Here is an 18,387-nt window from a genome sequence, read left to right on the forward strand (position 1 = left end):
CTTTCCTCGGGAAAATCGCCGGGACCATACCCCGCATCGGTGCCGATGCAAGGCTTTGGCCGCGCTGCGGCGCGAAATTTTGAGGCGGGCGGGAACATAGTCCGTGAAGATCGCCCGGTGATGATGGGGCAGGGCCAAGGATTGCCCTTGTCAGCTTCCGGTCGTTGCCTTCTCAACCGGCGGCTCGGGGGTGTCTTCGGCCTGTGCTGCCGCTTCCTGCGTCTCGGTCGGTTTGCGCCAGTTGCGGATGAAGGCGCTGAGACGGTCGCCCATCTCGCCGGCGCTGAGGAAGACCGGCACCCGCGCAACCGGCGCGGTCGGCTCGAAGGAAAGGCCGAGACCCGTGATCCTGCCCTTGTCGTCGACATCCCTGACGATCAGTTCGATCGAGCCGATCAGCACACGGTCGGCATATTCGGCATGGCCGCCAAGCCGCGCCGTGACCAGCGCGCCGACGGTGAGCTTCTGCTCCGCCTCTGTCAGGCCCGGCGTATAGGCGGCTTCCAGCTCGGCGGCGGAGCGCGCCGGGTCGACGGCGAAGGCGCCGAAGAAATCGGCGTCTTCCGGGTCGACCACCGCGCGACTGGCGAACAGCTTGTCGAGCAGGCGCGGATAGCGGTCCGGCACGAAGATATAGACCTGGTCGCCGGCGGCGAGCCGCCCCATGTCCTGGAAGCGCATCGAGCGCCCGTCACGCAGCACCAGCGAGGGCCGTGCCCAGCGCGGAATGCGCTCGCCGCGCGCCACCGGGCTGCCATGCGCCACGCGATAGGCGAGAAGCTCGTGATGGGCGGAGCCGGGGAGTTCAAGCTCGACCTTGTCCAGCGGTCCGAGGCGCGCCGGTACGATGAGGCCGAGGCGACGCGCCAGCGGCCCGACCGTCCAGCCCTGGATGACCAGCGACACCAGCACGATGATGAAGGCGGCGTTGAAGATGGTGCGGCCGTTTTCCAGCCCGCCGAGCAGCGGCGTGATGGCGAGCAGGATCGAGACGGCGCCGCGCAGCCCGACCCAGGAGACGAAGGCGACCTCGGGGCGCGGCAGGCGGAACGGGATCAGGCAGAGCCAGACCGCGATGGGCCGCGCGACGAACATCAGGAACAGGCCAAGCGCGATCGCCGGCACCATGATCGCGGGAAATTGCGAGGGGGTGGCGAACAGACCGAGGATCAGGAACATGATGATCTGCGCCAGCCACGACATGCCGTCCTGGAAGCGCTTGAGGATGGTGACGGCGCGGATGTCGGAATTGCCGGCGATCAGGCCGGCGATATAGACCGCCAGGAAGCCCGAGCCGCCAATGGCGCCGGCGGCGGCGAAGACCATCAGCGACAAGGTCAGCACGAAGATCGGCAGCAGGCCGTGGTCGAGATTGAGCCGGTCGACGAGGCGCACGATGGCGAGGCCTCCCAGCACGCCGACAATGGCGCCGAGGCCCATATTGACGAGGAAGCCGAGGATCAGGCTGGTGACCAGGACGTTGGTTTCGGGATTGGCGTGGGCGGCGATGACCTCGACCAGTGTGATGGTCAGGAAGATGGCGATCGGGTCGTTGGTGCCGGATTCCACTTCGAGCGTGGAGCGCACGCGTTCGCGCAGATTGATCTCGCCGGCGCGCAGCAGGAAGAACACCGCCGCGGCGTCGGTCGACGCGACGGCGGCGCCGAGCAGGAAGGATTCCAGCCAGCTCAGGTCAAGCAGATAATAGGCGGCGGCGCCGAACAGGCCGGTGGTGAGAAGCACGCCGAAGGTCGCCAGCGACAGCGCCGGCCCAGCCGCCTGCCGCAAGGCGTTGAGCGGCGTGCCGAAGCCGGAATCGAACAGGATGACGGCGAGAGCAAGTGAGCCGGCAAAATAGGCGATGCGGGCATTGTCGAATTCGATGCCGAGGCCGTCGGTTCCCGTGGCAAGGCCGATGCAGAGAAAGAGCAGCAGGAGGGGGGCGCCGAAGCGGAAGGCGATCAGGCTCGAAAACGCGGCGGCGACAACGAGCGCCGTGCCGACCAGCGTGACGAGATAGATCGCATGCTCCATCCGTGATTTGCCCCTCGAATTCCTGCCGCATGACCCCGAAATCGAGATCGATTTCGGAAAGGATCATGCGCCAAATCAAAAGTGTTACAGCGTCCTTTGCGCGTCCGAGGACGCGCGGCGCTGTAATGTCTTCTCGCTTTACGGGAGAGTGGGGCGAAGGCATGGCCAGTGCAAGGCGGGAGGGTGGTTTTTTGGCGCGGGCCATTGATTTTCCGGCGGTTCGGCGTCGCTGCTCCGGCAAAAGAAAACGCCCGGACGAAGCCGGGCGTTTCAAGTGTCGAGAAGACGGGTCCGCGATCAGGCGATGGTCTTGCCGAAGGCGACCGCGGTGTCGCCCATGCGGTTGGAGAAACCCCACTCATTGTCGTACCAGGACAGCACCGAAACGAAGTTGCCGTCCATGACCTTGGTCTGGTCGAGCGCCATGATCGAGGAGCGCGGATCATGGTTGAAGTCGATCGAGACGTTCGGGTGATGGGTGACGCCGAGAATGCCCTTCAGCTTGCCGTTGGAAGCGGCGATGACCGCTTCGTTGATTTCCTGCACCGTGGTGGCGCGCTTGGCGATGAACTTGAAGTCGACGACCGAGACGTTCGGGGTCGGCACGCGGATCGAGATGCCGTCGAGCTTGCCCTTGAGGTCGGGAAGCACGAGGCCGATGGCCTTGGCTGCACCGGTCGAGGTCGGGATCTGCGACAGGGCCGCGGCACGGGCGCGGTAGAGATCCTTGTGCATGGTGTCCAGCGTCGGCTGGTCGCCGGTGTAGGAGTGGATCGTCGTCATCATGCCCTTTTCGATGCCGACCGTCTCGTGCAGCACGGCGGCCAGCGGCGCCAGGCAGTTGGTGGTGCAGGACGCGTTCGAGATGACGATGTGGTCCTTGGTCAGTTTGTCGTGGTTGATGCCGTAGACGACGGTCAGGTCGGCGCCGTCGGCGGGTGCCGAGACCAGCACGCGCTTGGCGCCAGCGGTCAGGTGCGCGGCGGCCTTGTCACGGGCGGTGAAGATGCCGGTGCATTCGAGCGCGATGTCGACGCCGAGCTCCTTCCACGGCAGCTGCGTCGGGTCCTTGATGGCGGTGACCTTGAACTTTTCCTTGCCGACGGTGATCTGGTCGCCATCGACACTCACCTCATGCGGGAAGCGGCCATGCACGCTGTCGTAGCGCAGCAGGTGCGCATTGGTCTCGACCGGGCCGAGATCGTTGACGGCGACGACGTCGATGTCCTTGCGGCCGGATTCATGGATGGCGCGCAGGATGTTGCGGCCGATGCGGCCGAATCCGTTGATGGCAACTCTGACGGTCATTTTTCTCTCCCTGGGAGCTGGAAGGCTGACGATGGGTCCGCAGCTTCATAGCGGCGGACGGCCAAAGAATCCAGCCAAAGCGACACAGATTTAAATCGATTAGGTTGGGCCAGTCCGGCGAAATCGCTTTGCGCGGTTTCGCCGGAGCATTTTTGTTCTGTGCCTGCCGTCATCCCAAAACCGTCACACGGTTTTGGGCGGCATGCACAACCTTACTTGCCGTGCAGGCGGGCTTCCGCCGCCTTGGCCGCGGCTTCGGCGGTGATGCCGAAATGCGGGTAGAGCTGCTCGATCGTGCCCGAGGCGCCGAAGCCGGTCATGCCGATGAAGATGCCGTCCGAGCCGATGAGATGATCCCAGCCCTGGCGGATGCCGGCCTCGATCGCCATCTTGATCGGCGCGTTGCCGATCGTCTTCTTGCGATAGCCGTCGCTCTGCTTGTCGAACAGTTCGAAGCAAGGCACCGACACGACGCGGGTCGGATGACCGTGCTTTTCCAAGAGGTCACGGGCGCCGAGCGCGATCTCGACCTCGGAGCCGGTGGCGAAGATCGTCACCGCCGCCTCGCCGCTGGCCGCGGCCAACTCGTAGGCGCCCAGGCTGCTCAGGTTGTTGGCCGAGTGCTCGGTGCGCACCGTCGGCAGGTTCTGGCGGGTCAGCGCCAGGGTCGACGGGGTCTTCTCGGTTTCGAGCGCGATCTGCCAGCATTCGGCGGTTTCCACCGCGTCGGCCGGACGGAAGACATTGTGGTTCGGGATGGCGCGCAGGGCCGCCAGATGCTCGACCGGCTGGTGGGTCGGGCCGTCTTCACCCAGGCCGATGGAATCATGGGTCATGACGAAGATCGAACGGATGCCCATCAGCGAGGCAAGCCGCATCGACGGGCGGGCATAGTCGGAGAAGCACATGAAGGTGCCGCCATAGGCGATGAGGCCGCCATGCAGCGTCAGGCCGTTGATGGCCGCCGCCATGCCGTGCTCGCGGATGCCGTAGTGGACATAGCGCTGGCCGTAATCGTCGGGCGTGATGTTCTTGGTCTGGCTGGTCTTGGTGTTGTTGGAGCCAGTGAGATCGGCGGAGCCGCCTATGGTTTCCGGCACGGCGCCGTTGATGACTTCCAGCGCCATTTCCGAAGATTTGCGGGTCGCGACCTTTGGCTTGTCGGCCGAGAGCTTCTTCTTGTAGTCGGCGATGACGGCGTCGAAATTGGACGGCAGCTTGCCGGCGAGGCGGCGCTCGAACTCGGCCTTAAGCTTCGGCTCGGCCTTGGCGAGGCGGGCTTCCCAGTCGGCGCGCGGCTTGGCGCCGGCCTTGCCGGCGGTGCGCCAGGCGTCGAGGATGTCGGCCGGGATTTCGAAGGGCGGCGACTCCCAGTTGAAGAACTTGCGCGCACCGGCGATTTCCTCGGCGCCGAGCGGCGAACCGTGTGCCTTGTTGGTGCCGGCCTTGGTCGGCGCGCCGAAGCCGATGGTCGTCTTGCAGGCGATCATCGTCGGCTTGTCGGAATGGCGGGCTGCCTCGATGGCGTAGGCGATTGCTTCGGGATCTGTGCCGTCAATATGGCTGGCGTTCCAGCCGGAGGCCTGGAAGCGGGCGACCTGGTCGGTGTTGTCGGCGAGCGAAACCGGGCCGTCGATCGAGATGTTGTTGTTGTCCCAGAAGACGATCAGCTTGTTGAGCTTGAGGTGCCCGGCCAGCGCGATGGCTTCCTGGGAAACGCCTTCCATCAGGCAGCCGTCGCCGGCCAGCACGTAGGTATAGTGGCTGACGAGGTCGTTGCCGAAAGCGGCGTTCATGATGCGCTCTCCCAGCGCGAAGCCGACCGAATTGGCGAGGCCCTGGCCGAGCGGGCCGGTCGTCGTCTCGATGCCGGTGGCGTGGCCGTATTCGGGATGGCCTGCCGTCTTCGAGCCCAACTGGCGGAAGTGCTTGATCTGGTCGAGGGTCATGTCCTCGTAGCCGGTCAGATGCAGCAGCGAATAAAGCAGCATCGAGCCATGGCCCGCCGACAGGATGAAGCGGTCGCGATCGGGCCAGTGCGGGGCCTTGGGATCGTATTTCAGGAAGCGGGTGAACAGCACCGTGGCGATGTCGGCGCAGCCCATGGGCAGGCCGGGGTGGCCGGAATTGGCCTTCTCGACGGCATCCATGGAGAGAAAGCGGATCGCATTGGCCATCCGGTCATGTTGTTCACGCGACGTCATGGTTCCTCCAAAGGTGGGGGTTTGGGGGCTCGGGAGCGCCCTTGAAAAGGTGCGCGACACATAGCAGGCGCGGGCTTTTAGTCAACAAATCGGGCGCAGATTTGCCGGTCTTGTGATGGCGGCGGCGACCCTACATTAGCGTTAGCAGGGGACAGTCGCGAGAGGTTTGTTGACGTCGCCTTCACCCGGTGCCTAATGTTTCACGGATAACGCGTTCTGAACGCGAACGATTCGGTGATGGGCAGGGCACAGGACGAAGGCCATGACCGGGGAAACCACGCTCAAGGAAGTCATCGCCAGGCTGGGCAAGGCCATCGAGGGGCTGGAAAACGCCGTCGCGGCCAAGCTGGAGCATGAACGCGATTACTCGGAAGCCGAAGCCGAGGTGCAGCGGATGAATGCCGACCGCTCGCGGCTGGCGCAGGAACTCGACAATTCCGAAGCGCGCGCCGAACGGCTGGAGGACGCCAACAAGGAAGTATCGCGACGGCTGGTGACCGCCATGGAAACCATTCGCGCCGTGTTGGACAGATAGGAGCTGGCCCATGGCACAGGTCACGGTTTCAATCGACGGCAAACAGTATCGGATGGCCTGCGACGAAGGCCAGGAAGAGCATCTGATCGACCTCGCCGAACGCTTCGACCGTTATGTCTCGCATCTGAAAGATTCCTTCGGCGAGATCGGCGACCAGCGGCTGACCGTGATGGCCGGCATCATGGTGATGGACGAACTTTCGGAACTGCAGAAGCGCGTCAAGGGTATGGAAAGCGAAGTGCTGACCTTGCGCAAGACGCGCGACGAGGCGCTGACCAAGGCCGACAAGAGCGACAGCGTGCTGACCAACGCGCTTGGCGCGCTGGCTCAACGCATGGAAGATCTCGCGACATCGCTGGCCGTGAAATCATAGACTTTCCCAACGCCGACAGCGAAATTTCTACATTCGCCCGGAAAAGGCGAAAAATTTTCGCGGCCTGCATCACTGCCGGCGACCTCACCGTTTTGAACGTCGCCGATGGAGTGGTAAAAGGGTGGCAGACCGCCAACGGGCGGCATTCACAGGGGTAGGAACCATGAGCCTTCGTATCAACGACATCGCGCCGGATTTCACGGCCGAGACCACGCAAGGGACGATCAACTTTCACGACTGGATCGGTGACGGCTGGGCGATCCTGTTCAGCCACCCGAAGAATTTCACACCGGTCTGCACGACCGAGCTTGGCACGATGGCCGGGCTGGAGAGCGAGTTCAAGAAGCGCAACGTCAAGATCATCGGCATCTCCGTCGATCCGGTCGCGAGCCACGACAAATGGCAGGCCGACATCAAGACGGCGACCGGCCAGACGGTGCACTATCCGCTGATCGGCGACAAGGATCTCAAGGTCGCCAAGCTCTACGACATGCTGCCCGCCGGCGCCGGCGAGACTTCGGAAGGCCGCACGCCCGCCGACAATGCCACCGTGCGCTCGGTCTATGTCATCGGGCCGGACAAGAAGATCAAGCTGGTGCTGACCTATCCGATGACCACCGGCCGCAACTTCGACGAGATCCTGCGCGCGGTCGATTCCATGCAGCTCACCGCCAAGCATCAGGTGGCGACGCCGGCGAACTGGAAGCAGGGCGAGGACGTCATCATCACCGCGGCCGTTTCCAACGAAGATGCGATCAAGCGCTTCGGCGCCTTTGAGACCATCCTGCCTTATCTCAGGAAGACCAAGCAGCCGTCCGCCTGAAACAGGCGGCGGAACGGTTTTTGCCTTTTGCGGCCTCGCGGGCCAAGTCATGCTTGACTGGCCCGCCGGGGTGGACAAGCATACTCCCGTTGGAGCCTGGCGGAGAAAATCGTTCCTGTCGGCTGGGGTGGGGAGTTCGGTTTGGAATTGGCTTTGGCAAGACCGGAGGTCAAGGGCTTTTACGACAAGCCGACCGGAGCCATTCAGTATGTCGTCACCGATCCGGCGACAAAGCGCTGCGCCATCATCGATCCAATCCTCGACTTCGATGAGAAATCCGGCGCAACGGGAACGAAAAGCGCGGATGTTCTGCTCGATTTCGTCGGAGAAAAAGGGCTGGAGCTCGAGTGGATCCTCGACACCCACCCGCATGCCGACCATTTCTCGGCCGCGCACTATTTGAAACAGAAGACCGGGGCGCCGACGGCGATCGGCGCCAGGGTCGTGGACGTCCAGAAGCTGTGGAAGGCGATCTACAACTGGCCGGATTTTCCCGCCGACGGCTCGCAATGGGACAGGCTGTTCGGGGAAGGCGAGACGTTTGCGATCGGCAGCCTCCCGGTCAAGGTGCTGTTCTCACCCGGGCATACGCTGGCCTCGATCACCTATGTGGTCGGCGACGCCGCCTTCGTGCATGACACGCTTTTCATGCCCGACAGCGGCACGGCGCGGGCGGATTTTCCCGGCGGCAGTGCCGCGCGGCTGTGGCGCTCGATCCAGGACATATTGGCGCTGCCCGATGAGACGCGAATCTTCGTCGGCCACGACTATCAAGCCGGCGGCCGCGAGCCCTTGTGGGAAAGCACGGTGGCGGCGCAGAAGGCCAGCAACATCCATCTTGTCGCCGCGCACAGCGAAGCCGAATTCGTGGCGCTGCGCGAGGCGCGCGACAAGACATTGCCGATGCCGCGGCTGATCCTGCACGCGCTGCAGGTCAATATGAATGGTGGCCGGCTGCCGGAACCGGAAGCCAATGGAAGGCGGTATCTGAAATTTCCGCTGGATGGGCTTTGAGCGGACCGCGACGCCCGGCCGCGCGCACGAAAAAGGCGGCGCCAGTTTCCTGACGCCGCCTTGATGTTTTGTCGCCGAAGCTGGCTTAAGCCGCCGGCTGGGCCTCGATGGTGCGCAGCGCCTGGGTCTGGCGCTTGGCGGCGGCCTTGACCGCATCCTGCACCTTCTCGAAGGCGCGCACCTCGATCTGGCGCACGCGCTCGCGGCTGATGTCGAACTCGGCCGAAAGCTCTTCCAGAGTCAGCGGCTCCTCGGCGAGGCGACGGGCCTCGAAGATGCGCCGCTCGCGCTCATTGAGCACGGCAAGAGCGCCCGACAGCATGCCGCGCCGGTTTTCCAGCTCGTCCTGCTCGATCAGCATCTCTTCCTGGCTTTCGTGGTCGTCGACCAGCCAGTCCTGCCATTCGCCGGATTCGCCTTCCGTCGCCCGGATCGGCGCGTTGAGCGAAGCGTCGCCGGACAGGCGGCGGTTCATCGACACCACCTCGGCCTCGGAAACGTTCAGCCGCGTGGCGATCTCGGCGATCTGGTCGGGCTTGAGATCGCCATCGTCCAGCGCCTGGATCTTGCCCTTCACCTTGCGCAGATTGAAGAACAGACGCTTCTGGTTGGCGGTCGTTCCCATCTTGACCAGGCTCCACGAGCGCAGGATGTATTCCTGGATCGAGGCCTTGATCCACCACATGGCGTAAGTCGCGAGGCGGAAGCCGCGCTCGGGTTCGAATTTCTTGACGGCCTGCATCAGGCCGACATTGCCTTCCGAGATCACCTCGCCGATCGGCAGGCCGTAGCCGCGATAGCCCATGGCGATCTTGGCGACGAGCCGCAAATGGCTGGTGACGAGCTTGTGCGCGGCGGACGTGTCTTCATGCTCGGCATAACGCTTGGCGAGCATGTACTCTTCCTGCGGCTGAAGCATCGGAAAGCGGCGGATTTCTTCCAGGTAGCGGCTGAGGCCGCCTTCGCCGGAAACAATACTGGGTAGTGACTGGGCCATGATAGCGCCCCCTCTCTATTGGAGTGATGCCCCCGAAACGCGGCGGGCACGTGACGCGAACACCAAAAGGCTCGCTCGCGACATAAGGTCTTATACAGGAACAAAACCAGAAAAGACAGGCATTTGTTCAACACGAATCACGCTGAAGTGAACAACGCCAGTCAGGTTTTTTGATGGTCGGTTTCGAGCTTGTTGATGGCAGGTTCAGAGATTGCGAAAACCGCCGACGAGTTCCTCCATGTCCCTCGGTATCGGCGCCTCGAACCTCATCGTTAGATGGGTATGGGGATGGCGAAATGCAAGGAGCCAGGCGTGCAAAGCTTGCCGGGAAAATGCCTTGACCTGACTTTTCAGGGGCTCCGGCAGCCGGTTGGCCTTGGTGCGGAACGCCTGGCCGTAGTCGGGGTCGCCGATGACCGGGTGGCCGATATGGGCCATATGGACACGGATCTGATGGGTACGGCCGGTTTCCAGCCGGCATTCGACGAGGCTCGCCGTGGCGAATTCCTGCTGTCTTTCGCCAAAACGCTCCTGGACGGCAAAGTGGGTTACGGCGTGGCGGGCATCGTCGCGGCCTTCCGGCACCACGGCGCGGCGCACCCGGTCGGCGGCGCGGCCAAGCGGTGCATCGACCGTTCCTGTCGGCCTCTGTGGTATGCCCCAGACCAACGCCAGATAGGCGCGTTCGAGATCGCCGGTCCGGCCATGGTCGGCGAAGGCCTCCGACAGCGCCTTGTGGGCGCGGTCGGTCTTGGCCACCACCATGACGCCGCTGGTTTCCTTGTCGAGGCGGTGGACAATGCCCGGCCGGCGCACCCCGCCAATGCCCGACAGGCTGTCGCCGCAGTGGTGGATCAACGCGTTGACCAGCGTGCCGGTCCAGTTGCCGGCGCCGGGATGCACGACAAGCCCCGCCGGCTTGTTGATAACGATCAGCGCGTCGTCCTCATAGAGCACATCGAGCGCGATGGCCTCGCCATGCGGAGCGGCCGGCTCGGGTTCCGGCATGGCGACCGACACGCTTTCGCCCGCGGTCATCTTGCGCTTGGTTTCGTCGACCGGCTTGCCATTGATGCTCACGGCGCCTTGCCTGATCAGCATCTGCACGCGGCTGCGCGACATATCAGGGCCGAGGCTGGCTGCCAGCCATTGGTCGAGGCGCTGGCCCGCCGCATCCGCGCCCACCACCAGCACGGTCGGCCCGGCTGCCATGAATCGGTCCTCTATCAATTCGGGGGCCTCTTCGTTATGAGCGCTCATCGAAAACCGTTCCGGAATGTTTGCCATGGCCCGGCCCGATGCCGACGAAGATCAGGAAAAGCCGCTCGACCCCGAGGTCGAAAAGATGCGTGGCAAGCTCGTCCGCTTCATGGCCATCAATCTCGGCCTGCTGTTGCTGGCCCTTATGGTGGTGATTGCGGCGATTGTCTACAAAGCCCGCAAGGCGCCATCGGTGTCCCCGCCGCTGGCCGGCGACATCCAGGCGCCGGCCGGCGAGCCGCTGATCGGCGACATCGTGCTGCCGGTCGGCGCCAAGGTGGTCAGCCAATCGCTGTCCGGCAATCGCATCTCGATCGATGCCGAGCTTGCCGACGGCGGCCGTGCGATCTTCGTCTATGATATCGCCGAGCGCCGCTTGGTCGGGCAGTTCGCAATTCGCAACAAATAGGTCGGCGGCAATGCAACAAACACGTTTGTCGTAGAAATGAGCAGGCCTCAGGCATGACAGGCTTCGCCGGACATCGTCGTGTCGCGACCGTGGCGCTGGTCGTCGCCAATTATGACGAGGCGATCGCCTGGTATGTCGGGCGGCTGGGTTTCCTGCTCCTCGAGGATGTCGATCTCGGCGGCGGCAAGCGCTGGGTCACGGTCGGGCCGGCCAACGGGGAGGGCGCCCGGCTGCTGCTGGCCGAGGCGTCCGACGAGGCGCAAAGGCAAAGCATCGGTAACCAGACAGGCGGCCGGGTCTTCCTTTTCCTCGAAACCGACGACTTTGCCCGCGACCATGCGGCGATGCTGGAGAAGGGCGTCGAATTCCGCGAGGCGCCGCGTTTCGAACCCTATGGCACGGTCGCGGTTTTCGCCGATCTGCACGGCAATCTCTGGGATCTGATAGAGCCGAAACGCTAGGCTTGCAGCCAGCTTTTCATTCGATACGGCAAAGCCGCCGAACCCCAGTTGCTTTTTCCCGGCCGTCAGCCTATATCGCCGGTTCTTGAGCGCGCCCATCGTCTAGCGGTCAGGACACCGCCCTCTCACGGCGGGAACAGGGGTTCGATTCCCCTTGGGCGTACCAGGAATTCAAGCACTTAGCCTTGGACCTGCAAAAACCGTCGAATAGTCATCAAGCATGCCCTTCCGTGGAGGCCATTCTCGCCTCCCGTTGAGCCCGCATACGCCCCATTCGCCCGCTGGCTCTGCTCGGCGGGCTTTTCGATTTGGGAACCATTTCAGCGCAAGCTAAATGAATCGCGGTGTTTCGAGGAATGAGACCATGAGCAGCGGCTCCGACGATCCGCCTATTGAGCGACGCTCGCATCTTCGGAGCGCTGTCCTGAAGGACGGGACCATCATCACTGAGGATGCGGCCATCCGGTGCTCCGTCAGAAATCAGCACGCTCACGGTGCCGAGCTGCGAGTGGATCCGGGCGTGGTTATTCCTGAGCGGTTCGTTCTTCACATCCCTGCGGATGACGCCAGATACCGTGCGGTCGTGCGGTGGAGGAAAAACGAGCGGCTTGGTGTGCAGATCTATTGAGACAGGATGCCGAAAATGGCTGCGTCTAAGAAGACAGCCCTAAACTGTCGGCAAGGATCCTGATCTGGGCCAGGCATGGGGCAGGCTAACCGGCCAGCACATGCCCCCCTTTTTCCATCAAAGTCTAACAATCGGGACAGCGCACTGGAAAGTACGTGCGGTAACTGTTGATTCAACCATTGCTGGTATTTTACATAAGGGTGGTAGCGGCTCCGACAGTGCGGCGGGGGCTGGATTGCCGGAGCCGCCCGCGCGGTCCGGTTGGGGTTTGACCGCGCTGTTCCAAAATAGGACAGCGCGGTCAACGATTAGTTAAAATTCCTTGCGTCTAATTAAGTGCGCGCTAATTCATTGCGATTTGCTGGCCGGAGCGATTTTTGGGAAAATGAGCACGTTGGGGCAGGCCTTCGCTCCTAGGCCTTTTGTTTTGCTGCCCTATAGTCAGCTTCCCACGGCAGTGCGTCAAAGTCCGGCTTGAACCCGCCAGCGCGGTAGGCTTCCTGGGCGATGTAATTGCATTTGGCCTTCTCCAGGATGCAGGCAAAGGGCGGATTTCCTGGGCAACGGTAAAGGCCTACTGCGTCCATCCTAGAAATTCCCCGCGAATATCCCTGAATCGATTCCATGGCTGCGTGGGAATGTCGTCCTTCGTTGTGATGAAGCCGGCGCACAGTTGGGTGCGGACGACAGGCCTGTAAAGGCCGATCCCCGAGAAAATCAGTTTGAACAGGCGCGTCAACCGAGTGGTCTGGTCGAACTCCCTGCTGTCCATCATTTCAAGTCGTTCACCTTGCGCGGGGAAGGCTCAGGGATGATGATGACGGCGCGACATGACTTCCTCGATGGTATCGATTGAACAAGACTCGCCTCGACCTCCAAGGGTCTCCCAAACCAAATGTTGCCTTCATGATCGACTCCCCCAAGCGTCAGGATCCCGATGAGGCCATCGAGCCGGTTTTTCAGGCGATCGAGGCGCGCAGAGTTCCCTTGCCCGTCGGCTACCGACAGGGTGTGATCTCGGCGATCACCGTATTGCTGGGGTTTTCGCTTCTTTTCCTGCGATACTGGAATTTCGAAGCTGATGGCGGATGGACGGCCGCCTCGATCCTGGCGACGCTCCTGCTCGCGCTGGCCATCGTCCTCCAACTCGTCGCACTGTGGCGTTCGCTGCTGCCGCGCGACGACGACGAGCCGGTCTATCAGGTCACGCTGCGCTGGTTCCTCGCTTCGATCATCTCTTTGGTTGCGGGGGTGCTGCTGGCCGGACTGACCGCTTCGCACGTCTTCAACCTTTAGTCGGGGCCGCTCGACCATCGGCCTCTACGCCGTACCTGTGGGCCGCACGGAAAGCCCCGCCGACCGGGAGTCAGGCGGGGCCGTTGGAGTAGCCGCAAAGGGGACTGGCTTCGGACTACTCATTGATCCGTAGGATCATCTTCAATGTGCATCCTCGGGATGAGGTGCCGCATCGGCCGAATGGATGAAGGAAACGGCCTTATCCACCTTTCAAGGCCATCTCGCTTGGCCGGGAGAGTTGGCGAAGCCCGCGATAACCCGGCGGCCCGCGTGCCCGATCTCCCCAATTTAAGTCAGGCCGCAACGCTTGAAAGCGTAACGATCTCTGTTACTTGCGGTGTGTTGGGTTGGCATCCGCCGCAGCGCGGTTGTGGGGTAGAGTTGGAATGGCGTCCGGAAAGATTTGCGCGCGCTGCCATGGCGGCGGCAAGGTGTTTGACTGCTCGAGATGGAGTGCGTCGAAAGGGCATTGCTGCCCGCAAGGGACGCATCAGATCAGTTGCCCGGGGAAGAGCCTCATTTGCACCGAATGTGGCGGTGCGGGGATGATTGCGGAAGCCGAACTCAGGGCCGTCGCTTAGTCGCGGCTTCGACCGGGGCGCGGTGCGGGCGGTTTTGGCTGGTGCCGCCATTTCCTGAAAGATCCCGCAGCTTTGCGGCAGAAGCGGTTTCACCGTCGCGCAAAGATGGGGCTTGCCGCTTCTGGCGCGGCGAGGCCGATTGCTTTAGCATCACCTCATGGATTTCGAGGCACGGCTCAGGCGGCACAGAGGATGCGGTGCCAGGCAGATCCTGACGAGCAATCGATGCCGCGGGGAGAAGGCCAATGCAGAAGCTGCAAGCACAAGGCGTCCACCACATCACGCTGGTCGGCGCCGGCCGCCAGACCTCGATCGATTTCTGGGAAGGCGTGCTCGGCATGCCTTTCATCTTCGAGCAGCCCAACCTCGACAAGGCCAGCGAGAGCCATCTCTATTTCGATCCGGGTGACGGCCGGCTGATCACCATCTTCACCGATGAGAGCCGCACGCCGCAGAAGCGCCGCACGCCGACCGATCCGGGCTGCGTCCACCACATCGCCTTCGCGGTGTCGCGTGTCACCTTCCTGCAGGCGGTCGCCCGGCTCGACGAGCGCGGCATCAAGCACAGCGGCGTCAAGGATCGCGGCTTCATGGATTCGATCTATTTCGAGGATCCGCTCGGCTTGCTGATCGAACTCGCCTCGTACCGTTTCGAGCCGCCGGCGGGCTTCACTCATGCCGACGTGCTGATGCAGGCGCACAAGCTGCGCGTCGGGCGCGGCGACTACAACATCGCCGAGGTGCATCTTGCGGATGCGATCCAGGCGCTCGTCGAGAGCTCCCGTGCGACCCTGTCGGACGACCGGGCGCCGAAGAATCCATACTGACGGCCAACAAAACAGAGGGAGGACAACAATGGCAAAGACAGTGACCAAGAACACCGGGAAATCAGCTGCCAAGGCAAAGGTGGCCGCCAAGCCGGCGGCAAAGGCAGCCGCGAAGGCTGCGCCCAAGGCAGCCGCGAAAGCCGCGGCAAAATCGGCGGACAAGAAGTCGCCGCCGAAGACCGCCAAGGCGAAGAAGCCGGGGTTGAAGCTCAGCATGCTGAAGCCGAGCGTCAACAACATGACTGTGCGGGTGTTTGCCCGCGCGGCCGGGTTCGACGCCGCCGAGACCGACGCCTGGGGCCACACGCGTTCGCCCGAATATCTGGCGCGCAATCCGGCGCATCTGACACCGATGATCGAGGACAAGGGGCTTCCCAGGGGCGTGCTTTGGGAAAGCTGCGCCATCATGCAGTATCTCGCCAACAAGCATGGGCTGGAGAAATTCTATCCCAAGGCGCCGGCCAAGCGGGCGATGATCGACAGCGCGATGTTCTACCTGATCGGTACGCTCTACCCCTATGTGGCGCGCGCGACCTATCCGGCGCTGGGCTTCCCGCAATATGCCGGCGAGGTCGGGCACAGCGATGCCAATCCCGACAAGAAGTCGGAGGCGCAGAAGGCCGCCATGGCGGCGATCGCCGAGCCGCTGGAGGTCTTCCACAGTTTCTTCAGGGACGGCAAGCCGTTCATCGGCGGCAAGAACCCGTCGATCGCCGACATAAGGCTGGCGGCGACGCTCGAGTTCCTGGCTGTCGTCGACTACACGCTGCCCAAATGGGCGCAGGAGTACATGGCGGCGATCGAGAAGAAGCTCGGCAAGGCCTATGCCGAGCCGGCCGGCGACGTGCGTGGCTACATCGCCTATGTGCGGTCGCAGGCGAAGGCTCCAGCTTAAGGGTTCGTTAACCAAAGCCCTGTCTACTGGCGGGAATTCACCGCGCGACCACGGATGTACTGGCGCATTATCGGTGGAAGGAAAGGTCGGCTCCGTGCCGGCCTTTTTGCTTTTCAGACCCCACGCCGCGACATCGCGCGACGGTGACAAGGCAGTGCCGGAGCATCAACCTTTCGCGTCCGGATATTGTCATCACGGACGTCGCCTCTAACGTCTTGAGCGGGTTCGGCACGGAATGCCGGCCTGGAGTGAGATGAGGGCTTGCGATGAAATGCATGGCGGCAAAGCTGATGATCGCCGGTGGAATGCTCGTCGGGACGCTTGTCCCGTCTCAGGCGGCAGTGCTCAAGACAATGACGAAGTCGGGGACGCGATCCAGGTTTGCTGGACGCCGCCGACGGACGCCGGGAATTCGACCGTAACCCTGGGTTTCAGTCTCACGCGCGACGGCTCGCTGATCGGTCCTCCACGGCCGACCGCCGCGAACGTGGCCGGCGATGACAAGGCGCGAAAGGCGTTCATCGCCGCGGCCATCGCCGCCGTCCAGAATTGCACGCCTCTGAGTTTCTCGCCGGCTTTGGCGCAAGGCATTGGCGGCAACGTTTTCACGCTGCAACTGGCTTCCCCGAAGCAATAGCTGTCCCCGCCGGCCCCTCAGACCCAATCGCTCAATGGCTCAGGCGCCGGACCGCGGCATGCCGTGCCAGGTCCGGTGTCTCGAAAACATAGTCACTCCAGGCCGATTCCGGGATCTGTCCGGCCAGATAGCACTCAAGCAACAGGTTTTCCTCGGGATTGAGCGGTCGTGGCGCGCGCTCGTGATCCAGCCCGAGAGAATGAAAAAGATTCCTTGTCAGTTCCGATACCGTGAAGTGGATCGACATCTGCGTTCTCCCTGTGCCTTAAACGCGGCAGTCAGGCAAAGGTTTCAGCGTCAAGCTTCGGTAACGCCGGATTGATCGTTCGCCCCTCGGAGCACGGCCCGGCACCTTCGATAGCCGGCTGCCTCGTCACTTTGTTTTGGGGTTCGTCTCAATCTTGAAATAAAAATGTAATATCGAATTTACAGCGGTCATTCTATTACACTAAACGAAAGTCTGTTCGGTTCGGAAAGCTTCAATTATTAGGTATAGCTCATTTAGTTGAAGATTATCCAGGCCGAAAGAATGTGATTCCAGGCCATAAGCAACAAGGACCATGTCGTCATGATGATCCGTTTCTGGTTTCTCATGATGATCGCACTGGTGACGGTGGCCGCCTCTGCGCTCGGCACGACGTCTTCCTACGCGGATAGCTGCGGCGCGATCAGAAGTCAGTTGCTTTTTGGCGGCCGCAGTGGCGGCGTGAGCCCCGAACTGGCGCAGCTACGCCGCCAGCTTGCGGCGATCCAGGGCCTGGAGAGGCAGCGCAGGTGCACGGCCCAAAGTGCCGCGGGCGGCTTCTTCAACGCTTGCGCCGATCTTGCCAGAAACCGGACGGAAGTGCAGCGCCGGATGGCGGCTGCATCCAATTCCGGTCGGGATATTTCAGGCTTGCAGGCACGGTTCGCGGCGCTCGGCTGCACGTCCGGGACAAACGAGCAGCGCCCGGCGCCGAAGAGCCAGAGCGGAACAATTTATGCCGGCAATACGATGCTGTTCTGCGTGCGCCTGTCGGACGGCTATTTCTTCCCCGCGCCAAAATCGCAATTCGCCGGCAGCGACGACGTCAAGGATATGGCCGATCAGTGCCGTTACATCTGCGATGATCCGGCCGTCGATCTCTACACGCTGAGCGACGCCAGTCTGGAGACCGAGAAGATGGTCGCGCTCGATACCCGCAAGCCCTACACCGAACTGCCGTCGGCTTTCCGCTACCGTGACGATGCCAATTTCAAGGCCTGCGATGCCAAGCGCTACTACCAGCGGGTCGCCGAATTGAGGGCAAGGACAGTCACGCCCACGAACATGACCAACGCCATCATTCCCCTGCCGCAGCCAAAGCCGGATTTCGGCAGTGTCGCGGCGATCCCGCAATCCGGCACCGGGGCCTCGGGGGCCGCTCAGCTGCGGTCGATCGAAGCCGGTACGCGGCCGGTGGTTGTGGTCGGCCCAGCCTTCTTCCCGGCGGAATGACCTCTCCTCTTTGCGCATTCCCGGGATAACAGGCTGCGGCGAGCCGTCATGGTGCGGCCGGCTATAGGACCCGTCTGGAACGGAGGGGCGCTGACGGCGTTGTGACCGACACAGCCGGGAGAAACGCCATGGCCACGTTCAGGGAAATGCGGGTTCTGGAGATCGTCGAAGACGGCTCCCTGACCAATGACGAGAAGGTCGCCGAACTGCGCAAGATCGAATCCGAGGCGCGCGGCCTGCAGCGGGCCGCATCGGAGAGTTCCATGGGCGACGATGACGGCTGGCAGGACGATCTGCGCCAGGTTCGCCTTGCGCTCGACAAGCTCGGCGCGAAGGAACCGAAGAAGGGCGCGGCATCGCTGTAAGGCGATCGCGGGACTTTCCCTGGATCGCGCCTATTCGCAAACCATGCGAACGCGTTGGCCTGGCGCGCTCACGTTCTTGCATGCCAATTGCTTTTCCGGCTCCGAGGGCGAGGGAGGCGGCGCTGAAAACCGAGTCTGATGGCGTCTGTGCCTGGCAGGCTTCGAAACCCTGCTTTCGGAAAATCTTGTAGGCGGCTGCGGCGACACCGGAAAGGCGCCATTATCGGCCTGCGGTGCGTAGTCGACATTGGGTGGCGGCCGGT

Annotated in this window: 20 protein-coding genes and 1 tRNA gene; 15 read left to right on the forward strand and 6 right to left on the reverse strand. The window is 62.8% G+C overall.

What is annotated here, in order from left to right:
- Positions 1-150 precede the first annotated feature (150 nt).
- The 3 genes from AC1DPX_RS07720 to tkt all read right to left on the reverse strand — a co-directional run bounded on the left by AC1DPX_RS07720 (position 151) and on the right by tkt (position 5,546).
- Entirely contained in the window at positions 151-2,034 is a 1,884-nt protein-coding gene (locus AC1DPX_RS07720; RefSeq protein WP_202357541.1) for a potassium/proton antiporter, read from the reverse strand.
- A 297-nt stretch (positions 2,035-2,331) separates the two neighbouring features.
- Entirely contained in the window at positions 2,332-3,342 is a 1,011-nt protein-coding gene (gap, locus tag AC1DPX_RS07725) for a type I glyceraldehyde-3-phosphate dehydrogenase (RefSeq protein ID WP_013892632.1), read from the reverse strand.
- 212 nt (positions 3,343-3,554) lie between these two features.
- Positions 3,555-5,546, reverse strand: coding sequence for a transketolase (gene tkt / locus AC1DPX_RS07730; RefSeq protein ID WP_202357543.1), 1,992 nt, complete (start codon positions 5,544-5,546; stop codon positions 3,555-3,557).
- A 262-nt stretch (positions 5,547-5,808) separates the two neighbouring features.
- Between tkt and AC1DPX_RS07735 the strand changes: the two genes are divergently transcribed.
- The 4 genes from AC1DPX_RS07735 to AC1DPX_RS07750 all read left to right on the forward strand — a co-directional run bounded on the left by AC1DPX_RS07735 (position 5,809) and on the right by AC1DPX_RS07750 (position 8,291).
- A complete protein-coding gene (locus AC1DPX_RS07735) occupies positions 5,809-6,081 on the forward strand; it encodes a DUF4164 domain-containing protein (RefSeq protein WP_006200774.1) in 273 nt (90 codons plus the stop codon).
- Positions 6,082-6,091: 10 nt separating this feature from the next.
- Complete coding sequence (locus AC1DPX_RS07740) at positions 6,092-6,454, forward strand: cell division protein ZapA (protein ID WP_010911917.1); 363 nt, start codon at positions 6,092-6,094, stop codon at positions 6,452-6,454.
- A gap of 163 nt (positions 6,455-6,617) precedes the next feature.
- Entirely contained in the window at positions 6,618-7,277 is a 660-nt protein-coding gene (locus AC1DPX_RS07745) for a peroxiredoxin (RefSeq protein WP_477235599.1), read from the forward strand.
- Positions 7,278-7,430: 153 nt separating this feature from the next.
- Positions 7,431-8,291, forward strand: a complete 861-nt coding sequence (locus tag AC1DPX_RS07750; RefSeq protein ID WP_446721190.1) for an MBL fold metallo-hydrolase — start codon at positions 7,431-7,433, stop codon at positions 8,289-8,291.
- 85 nt (positions 8,292-8,376) lie between these two features.
- Here the strand turns inward: AC1DPX_RS07750 and rpoH are convergent, their stop codons facing one another.
- Together rpoH and AC1DPX_RS07760 are read right to left on the reverse strand one after the other, a co-directional pair.
- Complete coding sequence (gene rpoH, locus AC1DPX_RS07755) at positions 8,377-9,288, reverse strand: RNA polymerase sigma factor RpoH (RefSeq protein WP_019861619.1); 912 nt, start codon at positions 9,286-9,288, stop codon at positions 8,377-8,379.
- 204 nt (positions 9,289-9,492) lie between these two features.
- A complete protein-coding gene (locus AC1DPX_RS07760; RefSeq protein ID WP_477235601.1) occupies positions 9,493-10,548 on the reverse strand; it encodes an RluA family pseudouridine synthase in 1,056 nt (351 codons plus the stop codon).
- A gap of 25 nt (positions 10,549-10,573) precedes the next feature.
- Between AC1DPX_RS07760 and AC1DPX_RS07765 the strand changes: the two genes are divergently transcribed.
- The 9 genes from AC1DPX_RS07765 to AC1DPX_RS07805 all read left to right on the forward strand — a co-directional run bounded on the left by AC1DPX_RS07765 (position 10,574) and on the right by AC1DPX_RS07805 (position 16,282).
- Positions 10,574-10,957 (forward strand): fimbrial protein, encoded by a 384-nt coding sequence (locus tag AC1DPX_RS07765; RefSeq protein WP_477235603.1) that lies wholly within the window; start codon positions 10,574-10,576, stop codon positions 10,955-10,957.
- 53 nt (positions 10,958-11,010) lie between these two features.
- Positions 11,011-11,418, forward strand: a complete 408-nt coding sequence (locus AC1DPX_RS07770; protein WP_477235604.1) for a VOC family protein — start codon at positions 11,011-11,013, stop codon at positions 11,416-11,418.
- Positions 11,419-11,509: 91 nt separating this feature from the next.
- A tRNA-Glu gene (locus tag AC1DPX_RS07775) sits at positions 11,510-11,584 on the forward strand.
- A gap of 198 nt (positions 11,585-11,782) precedes the next feature.
- Complete coding sequence (locus AC1DPX_RS07780) at positions 11,783-12,046, forward strand: PilZ domain-containing protein (protein WP_477235606.1); 264 nt, start codon at positions 11,783-11,785, stop codon at positions 12,044-12,046.
- Between the two features lie 673 nt (positions 12,047-12,719).
- Positions 12,720-12,902, forward strand: a complete 183-nt coding sequence (locus tag AC1DPX_RS07785) for a hypothetical protein (RefSeq protein ID WP_477235608.1) — start codon at positions 12,720-12,722, stop codon at positions 12,900-12,902.
- Positions 12,899-13,342, forward strand: a complete 444-nt coding sequence (locus tag AC1DPX_RS07790) for a hypothetical protein (protein WP_477235610.1) — start codon at positions 12,899-12,901, stop codon at positions 13,340-13,342. Before AC1DPX_RS07785 ends, AC1DPX_RS07790 begins: the two co-directional genes overlap by 4 nt.
- An 826-nt stretch (positions 13,343-14,168) precedes the next feature.
- Positions 14,169-14,750 carry a VOC family protein gene (locus AC1DPX_RS07795; protein ID WP_202357552.1) on the forward strand — a complete coding sequence of 194 codons (582 nt, stop codon included), beginning with the start codon at positions 14,169-14,171 and terminating at the stop codon, positions 14,748-14,750.
- Between the two features lie 28 nt (positions 14,751-14,778).
- Entirely contained in the window at positions 14,779-15,645 is an 867-nt protein-coding gene (locus AC1DPX_RS07800) for a glutathione S-transferase family protein (RefSeq protein WP_477235612.1), read from the forward strand.
- Between the two features lie 271 nt (positions 15,646-15,916).
- Positions 15,917-16,282 (forward strand): hypothetical protein, encoded by a 366-nt coding sequence (locus tag AC1DPX_RS07805; RefSeq protein WP_477235614.1) that lies wholly within the window; start codon positions 15,917-15,919, stop codon positions 16,280-16,282.
- Between the two features lie 31 nt (positions 16,283-16,313).
- Here AC1DPX_RS07805 and AC1DPX_RS07810 read toward each other — a convergent pair whose 3' ends face one another.
- A complete protein-coding gene (locus AC1DPX_RS07810) occupies positions 16,314-16,529 on the reverse strand; it encodes a hypothetical protein (RefSeq protein WP_202357554.1) in 216 nt (71 codons plus the stop codon).
- Between the two features lie 321 nt (positions 16,530-16,850).
- Between AC1DPX_RS07810 and AC1DPX_RS07815 the strand changes: the two genes are divergently transcribed.
- Together AC1DPX_RS07815 and AC1DPX_RS07820 are read left to right on the forward strand one after the other, a co-directional pair.
- Positions 16,851-17,759 carry a DUF2865 domain-containing protein gene (locus tag AC1DPX_RS07815; RefSeq protein WP_477235616.1) on the forward strand — a complete coding sequence of 303 codons (909 nt, stop codon included), beginning with the start codon at positions 16,851-16,853 and terminating at the stop codon, positions 17,757-17,759.
- Positions 17,760-17,887: 128 nt separating this feature from the next.
- On the forward strand, positions 17,888-18,124 hold the full coding sequence (locus AC1DPX_RS07820) for a hypothetical protein (protein ID WP_202357555.1): 237 nt from the start codon (positions 17,888-17,890) through the stop codon (positions 18,122-18,124).
- Positions 18,125-18,387: the final 263 nt, after the last annotated feature.

The organism is Mesorhizobium sp. 01N446 (assembly GCF_056399285.1).